Source organism: Micromonospora sp. URMC 107 (assembly GCF_051386315.1).
Lineage (GTDB): Bacteria > Actinomycetota > Actinomycetes > Mycobacteriales > Micromonosporaceae > Micromonospora.
The window spans coordinates 42,218-52,141 of sequence record NZ_JBPQTK010000034.1 but is presented as its reverse complement, the minus strand read 5'-3'; the positions used below and the strand labels follow the sequence as shown (position 1 = coordinate 52,141).

General features: G+C 74.0%; 9 protein-coding genes and 1 pseudogene. 4 read left to right on the top strand and 6 right to left on the bottom strand.

Features of this window, described 5'->3' with window-relative positions; all coding sequences use genetic code 11:
* Positions 1 to 22 precede the first annotated feature (22 nt).
* The 3 genes and pseudogenes from ACSNN9_RS11070 to hrcA form a co-directional block, all read right to left on the bottom strand.
* Positions 23 to 757 (bottom strand): 16S rRNA (uracil(1498)-N(3))-methyltransferase, encoded by a 735-nt coding sequence (locus ACSNN9_RS11070; RefSeq protein WP_436672931.1) that lies wholly within the window; start codon positions 755 to 757, stop codon positions 23 to 25.
* A gap of 161 nt (positions 758 to 918) precedes the next feature.
* Positions 919 to 2,063, bottom strand: a pseudogene (dnaJ, locus tag ACSNN9_RS11065) (molecular chaperone DnaJ).
* A 73-nt stretch (positions 2,064 to 2,136) separates the two neighbouring features.
* Positions 2,137 to 3,159 carry a heat-inducible transcriptional repressor HrcA gene (gene hrcA, locus ACSNN9_RS11060; RefSeq protein WP_101412363.1) on the bottom strand — a complete coding sequence of 341 codons (1,023 nt, stop codon included), beginning with the start codon at positions 3,157 to 3,159 and terminating at the stop codon, positions 2,137 to 2,139.
* A 242-nt stretch (positions 3,160 to 3,401) separates the two neighbouring features.
* On the opposite strand from hrcA, the gene ACSNN9_RS11055 reads away from it, so the two are divergent.
* The gene (locus ACSNN9_RS11055; protein WP_436672930.1) at positions 3,402 to 4,076 is read left to right on the top strand and encodes a DUF4870 domain-containing protein; all 675 of its coding nucleotides are present in this window, start codon (positions 3,402 to 3,404) and stop codon (positions 4,074 to 4,076) included.
* Between the two features lie 40 nt (positions 4,077 to 4,116).
* Here ACSNN9_RS11055 and hemW read toward each other — a convergent pair whose 3' ends face one another.
* The gene (gene hemW / locus ACSNN9_RS11050) at positions 4,117 to 5,340 is read right to left on the bottom strand and encodes a radical SAM family heme chaperone HemW (RefSeq protein ID WP_436672929.1); all 1,224 of its coding nucleotides are present in this window, start codon (positions 5,338 to 5,340) and stop codon (positions 4,117 to 4,119) included.
* A gap of 20 nt (positions 5,341 to 5,360) precedes the next feature.
* Here hemW and ACSNN9_RS11045 point away from each other — a divergent pair, with 20 nt between their 5' ends.
* The 3 genes from ACSNN9_RS11045 to ACSNN9_RS11035 all read left to right on the top strand — a co-directional run bounded on the left by ACSNN9_RS11045 (position 5,361) and on the right by ACSNN9_RS11035 (position 8,256).
* Entirely contained in the window at positions 5,361 to 6,173 is an 813-nt protein-coding gene (locus ACSNN9_RS11045; protein WP_436672928.1) for an enoyl-CoA hydratase-related protein, read from the top strand.
* 97 nt (positions 6,174 to 6,270) lie between these two features.
* Positions 6,271 to 7,131, top strand: a complete 861-nt coding sequence (locus tag ACSNN9_RS11040) for a hypothetical protein (protein WP_436672927.1) — start codon at positions 6,271 to 6,273, stop codon at positions 7,129 to 7,131.
* A 189-nt stretch (positions 7,132 to 7,320) separates the two neighbouring features.
* Positions 7,321 to 8,256, top strand: a complete 936-nt coding sequence (locus ACSNN9_RS11035) for a phytanoyl-CoA dioxygenase family protein (protein ID WP_121400220.1) — start codon at positions 7,321 to 7,323, stop codon at positions 8,254 to 8,256.
* 86 nt (positions 8,257 to 8,342) lie between these two features.
* On the opposite strand, the gene ACSNN9_RS11030 is transcribed toward ACSNN9_RS11035, so the two are convergent.
* Entirely contained in the window at positions 8,343 to 8,984 is a 642-nt protein-coding gene (locus tag ACSNN9_RS11030; RefSeq protein WP_358091151.1) for an MOSC domain-containing protein, read from the bottom strand.
* 103 nt (positions 8,985 to 9,087) lie between these two features.
* Positions 9,088 to 9,918 carry a carbohydrate ABC transporter permease gene (locus tag ACSNN9_RS11025; protein WP_436672932.1) on the bottom strand — a complete coding sequence of 277 codons (831 nt, stop codon included), beginning with the start codon at positions 9,916 to 9,918 and terminating at the stop codon, positions 9,088 to 9,090.
* Positions 9,919 to 9,924 lie beyond the last annotated feature (6 nt).

Sequence of the window (9,924 nt, the reverse complement as noted above, 5' to 3'; positions counted from 1 at the left end):
GGTGGGTGTCAGGGTGGGCGGGTCACCAGTGGGTTAGGCGGGTGGCGAGGACCGAGAGGGCGGCCACGCCGGCGGTGGAGGTGCGCAGCACCGAGGGGCCCAGGCGCACCGGGCGGGCGCCGGCCTCGGTGAAGGCGGTCAGCTCGGCCGGGGCGATGCCGCCCTCCGGGCCGACGACCAGCACGATCTCACCGGCGGCGGGCAGCTCGACGGTGGTCAGCCGCTCACTCGCCTCCTCGTGCAGCACGAATGCGGCGGCGGCGCCGGCGATCCGGCGGGCCACCGTCGTGGTGGACTCGTCGGGGGCGCCGGCCACCACGGGCAGCCAGGCGCGGCGGGCCTGCTTGGCCGCCTCCCGGGCGGTCGCCGCCCACTTCTCGCGCGCCCGTACGCCCCGGTCGCCGCGCCACTGGGTCACCGATCGGGCGGCCGCCCAGGGCACGATCTCGTCCACCCCGACCTCGGTCATCGCCTGCACGGCCAGCTCGCCCCGGTCGCCCTTGGCGATGCCCTGCACCACCACGAGGCGCGGGACGGACGCGTCGACGTACCCCCGGGAGGTGACCTCGAGGTCGAGGGTGCCCCGGCCGACGGCGGCGACCACTGCGGCGGCGGTGCCACCCCGGCCGTCGGCGAGCAGCAGTTCCTCGCCGACGCGCAGCCGTTGCACGGTGGCGGCGTGGTGCCCCTCGGGACCGTCGAGGGTCAGCCGGTCGGCGGTGGGCAGCGGGTCGACCAGGAACAGCGGCGCGGACACGACGATCAGGCTAGCCGCCCCGGCGGGCGCCGGGGCGGTCAGGCCGGCGGAGCCGCCGCGCACCGGGCAGGTCGACACGCACCCGACCGCCAGGCCGGCCGGGCCGACGGATCGGGCCGGGCCGACGGGTCGCCGCGGCGGGCGGCGACCCCCCGGGACCGTCAGGCGTGGCCGTTGAAGGCGTCGCGCATCCGGGAGAAGAAGCCGCCCTGCTTGGTCAGCTCGGCGACCTCCTCGCCCCGGGTCTTGGCGAAGTCGCGCAGCATCTTCTCCTGGTCGGCGTCGAGCTTGGTGGGGGTGCGCACGTCGAGGTGGACGTAGAGGTCACCGCGGCCGGTGCCGCGCAGGTGCGGCACGCCCCGGGCGCGCAGCCGCAGCGTGCTGCCCGGCTGGGTGCCGGCCTTGACGTCGACCGTCTCCTCGCTGTCCAGCGTCTTGATGGTCAGCCGGGTGCCGAGGGCCGCCGCCGTCATCGGCACCGTGACCCGGCAGTGCAGGTCGTCGCCCTTGCGGGAGTAGACGTCGTGCGGCCGCTCGTGGATCTCCACGTAGAGGTCGCCGGCCGTGCCGCCGCCCGGGCCGACCTCGCCCTGCTGGGCGAGCCGGATGCGCATGCCGTCCTCGACACCGGCCGGGATCTTGACGGTCAGCGAACGCCGGGTGCGGACGCGGCCGTCGCCGGCGCAGGTCGGGCACGGGTGCGGGATGGTGGTGCCGTAGCCCTGGCAGACCGTGCACGGCCGGGCGGAGACCACCTGACCGAGGAAGGTGCGCTGCACGGACTGCACCTCGCCCCGGCCGGCGCACGCCTCGCAGGTCGCCAGGTGGGTGCCGGCCGCCGTGCCGGCGCCGGAGCAGGTGGTGCAGAGCACGGCGGTGTCGACGGTGATCGGCGCCTCGACCCCGAACGCGGTCTCGTGCAGGTCCAACTCCAGCCGCAGGATCGCGTCGGCGCCGGGCCGGGTCCGCGGCCGCGGACCCCGCAGCCGCCGGCCGCGCCACCGAAGAACGCGTCCATGATGTCCTGGAAGCCGACGAACGGCCCGGCGCCGCCGGGGCCGCCCGGGCCCCCCGCACCCCCGCCGCCGGGGGCGAGCGGGTCGCCGCCCAGGTCGACGATCTGCCGTTTCCGGTCGTCCGAGAGGACCTCGTACGCGGCGTTGATGTCCTTGAACTTCTCCTGTGCCTCCGGATCCGGATTCACGTCCGGGTGGAACTGTCGCGCCAGCTTGCGGTAGGCGCGCTTGATCTCGTCGTCGGAGGCTTCCCGGCTCACCCCGAGAATGCCGTAGTAGTCCCTGGCCACTGCGTTCCGTGTCCTCATGTTCGTCTCGCGTTGCGCCGGTCGGCGGCTGGAGCCGGCCGTCGGCCCTGACTGGTCAGTTCTGGGCCAGCAGCTCGCCCACGTAGCGTGCCACGGCCCGCACCGTGGCGATGGTGCCGGGGTAGTCCATCCGGGTCGGCCCGAGCACACCGAGGCCACCGACGCTGGTCGTGCCCGGCCCGTAGCCGGTGCTGACCACCGAGGCGGCGCGCAGGTTGTCGATCTCGTTCTCGTCGCCGATCAGGACCCGGGTCGTGCTCGGCTCCGCCTCGCCGATGAGCTTGAGCATGACGACCTCCTCCTCCAGCGCCTCCAGGATGGGGCGCAGGGAGCCCTGGAAGTCGAGCAGGCCCCCACGGGTGAGGTTGGCCGTGCCGGCCAGCGCGATCCGCTCCTCGTGCCGCTCGATCAGCGTCTCGAGCAGCACGGTGGAGAGGGTGGTCATGGCCGGCCGCAGGTGCGGCACCGACTCCTCGACCAGCGCCTGCACCAGCGGCGGTGTCTCCGACAGCCGGGTGCCGACCAGCTTCTCGTTGACCAGCCGGCGCAGGTCCGTGACGTCGTCGGCGGGGATCGGCGCGGGCAGCTCGACGAGCCGCTGCTCGACCCGGCCGGTGTCGGCGATCATGACCAGCATCAGGCGGGTGGTGGAGATCGGCACCAGTTCCAGGTGTCGCACCGAGGAGCGGGCCAGGCTCGGGTACTGCACGACGGCGACCTGCCGGGTGAGTTGCGCCAGCAGGCGGACGGTGCGGTGCACCACGTCGTCGAGGTCGACGGCGCCGACCAGGAAACGCTCGATCGCCCGGCGCTCGGCCGGGCTGAGCGGCTTCACCCGGGACAGCCGGTCCACGAAGAGCCGGTAGCCCCGGTCGGTGGGCACCCGGCCGGCACTGGTGTGCGGCTGGCGGATGTAGCCCTCCTCCTCCAGCACGGCCATGTCGTTGCGGACGGTCGCCGGTGAGACCCCCAGCTGGTGCCGCTCGACCAGCGCCTTGCTGCCGACGGGCTCCTGCGTGGCGACGTAGTCCTCGACGATCGCGCGCAGCACGGCGAGCTTGCGGTCGTCGAGACCCATCCTCCCCACCTCCTGTCGCACGTCGCCCCCGGCACGCGGGGGACCGGGCGGGCTGCTGGCACTCGACTGTAGCGAGTGCCAGTCTACGTCGGCGGGGCCGCCGACGCGATGATCGACCTGGGGCGATCAGTCCGATCGGCGACCGCGCGGGCCGACCCGACGCCGCCGGGAACCGGCCATCCGGACATCCCGGCCGGTGTCACGCTGGTGCGGCCTTGCCGGCTGCCCCTACCGTGACCTCCATGACTGAACCACCTCGCCCTCCCGGAGCGGGGGACCCCGGCTTCCCGCCGGACCCGACCGCTCCGTCGGGGTTTCCCGGCCACGCCGGCTCCGGCGACCCCACCGCACCACTGTCCGGGGCGCCGGGCCCGGGCAGCCATCCTCCGCCCGGTGACCATCCACCGTCGGGCGGCTATCCCCCGCCCGGCGCCTACCCTCCGCCTGGCGCCTACCCTCCGCCCGGTGACTATCCCCCGCCGGGTGGTCACCCTCCGCCCGGCGGCTACCCGCCGGGGGCCGGCTATCCCGCCGGCGGCGGCTACGGCCCGCCGACGGGCGGCTACGCCAGCAACGACGACAAGAACTGGGCCCTGATCGCCCACTTCGGCGGCGCGGTCGGCGTGATCGTCGGCGGCGGCCTGCTCGGCTGGCTCGCGCCGCTCATCGCGCTGATGGCGCGGGGGCAGCAGTCGCCGACCGCCCGGGCGCACGCCGTCGCGGCGCTGAACTTCCAGCTCACCTGGACGATCGTCGGGGTGCTGAGCTGGGTGGTCACGCTGATCACCTGCGGGGTGCTGTTCTTCGTCCCGATGCTCGTCTGGCTGGTGCCGCTGATCTTCGGCATCGTCGGCGGGGTCAAGGCCAACGAGGGCGTGCTCTACCGCTACCCGATGACCTACGGCTTCACCAGGTGACCCGGGTCGGCCGCTCCCCCGGCCGGCCCCGGCACGCGGTTCAGGGCAGCAGGTCACGGACGACCGCGTCGGCGAGCAGCCGGCCCCGCAGGGTCAGCACGGCCCGGCCGGCCGCGTGCTCGTCGGCGGCCAGCAGCCCGTCGGCGAGGGCCCGCGCGGCGCCGGTCCGGCCGGCGTCGTCGAGGGCGTCCAGGGGCAGCCCGGAGGCGAGGCGCAGCCGGAGCATGACGTCCTCCATGTGCGCCTCGTCGGCCGTGAGCACCTCGCGGGCCAGGCCGGGCGAGCCGCCCGCGGCCAGCCGCTTCGCGTACGTCGTGGGGTGCTTGACGTTCCACCAGCGCACGCCGCCGACGTGGCTGTGCGCCCCCGGGCCGAGCCCCCACCAGTCGGCGCCCGTCCAGTAGAGCAGGTTGTGCCGGCACCGGGCCGCCTCGTCGCGGGCCCAGTTCGACACCTCGTACCAGGACAGACCGGCCGCGCCCAGGGCGGCCTCCGCGGCGAGGTAGCGGTCCGCGGCGACGTCGTCGGAGGGGTACGGCAGCTCGCCGCGCCGCATCCGGGCGGCCAGCCGGGTGCCGTCCTCCACGATCAGGGCGTACGCGCTGACGTGGTCCACCCCGGCGGCGACGACCTGGTCGAGGGAGGCGGCGAAGTCCGCCTCGGTCTCCCCCGGCGTGCCGTAGATCAGGTCCAGGTTGACGTGGTCGAAACCGGCGTCGCGCGCCTCGCGGGCGGCGGCGACGGCCCGGCCGGCGCTGTGCGTGCGGTCGAGGATCGCCAGCACCCCCGGCGCGGCGGACTGCATGCCCAGCGAGATCCGGGTGTAGCCGGCGGCCCGCAGCGTCCTCAGCGACTCCGGCGTGACCGACTCCGGGTTGGCCTCGGTGGTCACCTCGGCGTCGGCCGCGAGCCCCCAGGCGCGGTCGATGCCGTCGAGGATCCGGGCCAGGTCGTCGGCGGGGAGCAGGGTCGGGGTGCCGCCGCCGACGAAGACCGTGTCGACGCGGGGCGGCGGGGCGTCGCCCAGCACCCGGCGGGCGAGCGCCAGCTCGGCCAGCACGGTGTCGGCGTAGTCCTCCCGGCCCGCCCCGCCGCCCAGCTCGGCGGCGGTGTACGTGTTGAAGTCGCAGTAGCCGCAGCGGCTGGCGCAGAACGGCACGTGCACGTACACGCCGAAGCCGCGCGCGCCGACGGCACGGGTGGCGGTGGCGGGCAGCGAGCCGTCGAACGGGACGGTTTCGCCTTCTGGAAGGACGCCGGGCATGGCCACTAGTGTGCCCTTCCATGACCTCTCCCGACGTGCTCGTGCGGGCCGCCACGGCCCGTGGGGTGACCACCCTCACCCTCGACAGCCCGCACAACCGCAACGCGCTCTCCACGCCGCTGATGACCCAGCTGCTGGCCGGCCTCGCCGAGGCGGTCGCCGACGACGCCGTACGCGTGATCGTGCTCGACCACACGGGCCCCGTCTTCTGTTCCGGGGCGGACCTCAAGGAGACCGCCGCCGCGTACGCCAGCGGGACCGTGCCGGCCGGGATGCTCGGCGACGTGCTCGCGGCGGTCTGGGAGTGCCCGAAGCCGGTGGTGGCGAGGGTGGCCGGCCCGGCGCGGGCCGGCGGCCTGGGCCTCATCGCGGCGGCCGACCTGGCGGTCTGCGCGCAGGAGGCGACGTTCGCCTTCACCGAGGTGCGGATCGGCGTGGTGCCGGCGGTGATCTCCGCGACCGTGCTGCCCCGGCTGCACCCCCGCGCGGCGGCCGAGCTCTACCTGACCGGCGACACCTTCGACGGGCGGCGGGCGGCCGAGATCGGCCTCGTCACCGCCGCCGTGCCGGCGGACGGACTGGACGCGGCGGTTGCGGGGTACTGCGACTCTCTGGTGCGGGGGGCACCGGGTGCGCTGGCCGGGGCGAAGCAGTTGCTGCGCCGGCCGCCCGCCGCGGACCTGCGGACGGAGATCGCCGGGCTGTCCACCCTCTCGACCGGGTACTTCCTGTCGGAGGAGGGGCGCGAGGGCGTCCTGGCGTTCCGGGAGAAGCGGCCGGCGCGCTGGGTGCCCGCCGCCGACGGCGACGCCGCGGCGGGCGCCCGCCGGTAGCGCCGGCCGGTGCCACGCCCGACGGTCGTGGAGAACCGGTCGGACGACCCGGAAGGCACCACGGGGGACGTACGCTTGTCGGACTGTCGATCAGGGGGTGTGGGTGCGTACTCGGGCAGTCGTGGCCGGCGGCGTCGTCCTCGTCGTCCTCGCCGCGGTCGGGATCTGGATCGTCGTCCGGCAGTTGGGCGGGGAGTTGCGCCTGCCCCTGGCCAGCCGGACGTGCACGGTACAGGCGGACGGTCGGGTCGCCCTGGACCCCGACCAGATGGCCAACGCGGCGACGATCGCGGCCATCGGCATCCAGCGGAAGATGCCCGAGCGGGCCGTCGTCGTCGCGCTGGCCACCGCCTACCAGGAATCCGGCCTGCGCAACCTCGCCGGCGGCGACCGCGACTCGATCGGGCTGTTCCAGCAGCGCCCGAGCCAGGGTTGGGGCACCCCGGAGCAGATCCGCGATCCCCGCTACGCGGCCGGGAAGTTCTACTCCGGGCTGAAGAAGGTGCGCGGCTGGGAGCAGATGCGGGTCACCGACGCGGCGCAGAGGGTGCAGCGCTCGGCCTTCCCGGAGGCGTACCAGAAGTGGGCGGACGAGTCCGAGGTGCTGACCCGGGCCCTGGTCGGACACGCCACCGGCGCGGTCGCCTGCACGGTGGGGCGCGACCCGGCGATGCGCGGCGAGGCCGCGGCGAGCGCGCTGACCCGCGGCCTCCTGCTGGACTGGGGCCTGGCCGGCGCGAGCACCGCGGCGGACCTGACGGGCCTGACGGTCCCGGCCGCCGACGAGCGCCGGGGCTGGCGGTACGCGCACTGGCTGGTCTCGCACGCCCAGGACCACGGCGTGAAGCGGGTGCGCTTCGGCGACCTGGAGTGGACGGCCCGCGACGGCACCTGGAACCGGACCGACGAGGCCCCGGCCGCCGGGCAGGTCGTCGCGGAGGTCTTCGCCGAGGCGTAGTGGCCCCCGATCTCCTTACCGGCAGTCACCGCGCAAACCGGCATTCCCGGAGATAAGCCACGCCGCGCGGCGGGCCCATGACGCACCGCCACCATGTCGCTCCTCAGAGTCCGGACAACGGTCGCATATCGTGCTGGGCAGTACCCCGCCCCGGAACCAGCGGGTTACGATCGGCGGCCTGTGCCAGCAATGGTTTCGCCTCATGGGGAGGGGTACGTCGAAGTGTTCGACTACGGCGACCGGACCGGTTACGAACCGATCAGTGACACCGACCGCAAGGAGTTCCACGAGCAGGGCTTCCTCCTGCTGCGCAACGTCCTGACGGAGGACCACCGGGCGGCGCTGGAGGCGGCGGTGGACCGCGTCTACGCCGAGGAGAAGGCGAAGGGCACCACCACCAAGGACGGCACCCTGCACCTGCTGGGCTTCCTGGAGCGCGACGAGCTCTTCGGCGACCTGCTGACCCACCCGATCGCCTTCCCGTACATGTGGGGCCTGGCCGGCTGGAACATCTACACCCACCACAACCACCTGGACGTCACCCCGCCGGCGGCGGAGCCGGAGAAGCCCTACTGGGGGTGGCACCAGGACGGGTACCGGCAGAACTCCGACCCGGAGACGATGGACCCGAACCTGCCTCGGCCGATGTTCTCGCTCAAGGTGGCCTACGTCCTGTCCGACCTGTCGGAGAAGGGCCGGGGCGCCACCAAGGTGATCCCGGGCAGCCACCTGTGGAACTCGCTGCCCCGCCCGGAGGACACCTCCGTGCACAACCCGGACCCGGAGGGCACGGTGGAGATCACCGCCAACCCCGGTGACGCCTTCATCTTCGACCGCCGCCAGTGGCACTCGCGGTCGACGAACCTGTCGACCATCACCCGCAAGATGCTCTTCGTCGGCTACACCTACCGGTGGATCCGGCCGCTGGACGAGCTGCACATCGACAAGGACGGCGAGTGGTGGGCCAACCGCACGCCGGTGCAGCGCCAGCTCTGCGGTGAGGGCACCCACACCGCCAACTACTGGGGCATCAACTGGGACGGCTACATCGACGACGAGATCCCGCTGCGCAAGGAGCTCAAGCAGCGCGGTCTGCTCGACCGCAGCGTGCCCTGGCTGCGCTGAGCCGGTCACCCGGCGCGCGCCGGGCCGACGCCGGACGGGCCCCCTCCCCGATGGGACGGGGCCCGTTCCCGTGCAAGGGGCGTCGGTCAGCTCGGGCCGGCGAGCCGGCGGCGCGCCTTCTCCCGGACCCCCTCCGGCAGGTCCGGCGCGTCGAGCAGCCGGGGCAGCAGCTCCGGCTCCAGGCTCAGGGCCCGGAACACCTCGCCGATCGTCACCCCGTGCGCGGGCCGGTCCACCACCTCGACCGGGTCCCCCGCGCCGACCTCGCCCTCGCGCAGCACCCGCAGGTACGCGCCGGGCGTCGCCCGCACCGTGAACCGTCTGATCAGGTCGGGCACGCCCCAGAAGCCGGCGAAGGTGGTGCACGGGGTGCGCGGCTTGGTCACCTGGAGCAGGGCGGACCCGACCGCCCACTGCTCGCCGATCACGGCGCCCGTCACGTCCACCGCGTACGTGGTCAGGTTCTCCCCGAAGCCGCCGGGGCGGATGCCCCGGCCGATCTCCCCCGCCCACCAGGACGCGTCCTCCTCGGCGTACGCGTAGACCGCCTGCTCCGGACCGCCGTGGTGGGCGCGTTCGCCGATGAAGTCGCCGGCCACCCCGTCGGCGCGCAGCAGCACCGGGCCGTCGACCGGCCGCTTGTCGATGCCGCTGCGGCCGCTCGCGTCGCCCGCCCATTCCGCCTCGGTCACGACGCCGATGTTCACCGAAGCCAGCCTGCCCGTCATGGCGGTCAGCCTAGCCCGCGCGGACGCCCCCGACGCGCCCGCGGAACGGCCCCCCGTCGATGCCGGGGCGTCGACGGGGGGCCGCAGGTTCCTGACGCGGGGGTCAGCCCTTGACGGCCCCGGCCACCAGCCCGGAGACCATCCGCCGCTGCACCAGCAGGAAGAAGACGATCACCGGCAGGGTGAACAGCGTGGAGGCGGCCATCACCGGACCCCAGGCCGTGTCGTCGCGGCCGAAGAAGAACGTCATCGCGACCGGGAGGGTGTAGCTGTCCTGGTCGTTGATGAAGGTCAGCGCGAAGATCAGCTCGTTCCAGGCGGTGATGAACGAGAAGATGCTGGTGGCCACGAGCCCGGGCGCCACCAGCGGGAAGAGGACCTTCCGGAAGGTCTGCGCCCGGCTGGCCCCGTCGATGGCGGCGGCCTCCTCCAACTCCTTGGGCACGGCGGCGACGAAGCCGCGCAGCATCCAGACCGCGAACGGCAGCGAGAAGCCGAGGTAGGTGAGGATGAGGCTGGGCAGGGTGTTGTAGAGCCCGAGCCGCTGGATCATCAGGAACAGCGGGATGACCAGCGCCTCCAGCGGGATCATCTGCACCACCAGCAGCATGATCAGGAAGGTGGTTCGCAGCTTGAACCGGAACCGGGCCACCGCGGTGGCGGCCAGCAGCGCGACCAACCCGCTCAGCACCACGGTGCAGACCGCGACCAGCGCGCTGTTGAGGAAGAAGTCGGCGAAGGTGACGCCCGGGATCAGGTTCCCGGTGAGGATCTGCCGGTAGTGCTCCAGCGTCGGCTCGGTGGGCACCGGCCGGGGGGTGGACGAGAAGATCTCCGAGCTCGGCTTCAGCGAGGTCGCGATCATCCAGTAGACCGGGAACGCGGCGAAGAGCGCCACCAGCAGCCCCGCGCCGTTGAGGGCGAGGCGCTTCACGCCTGC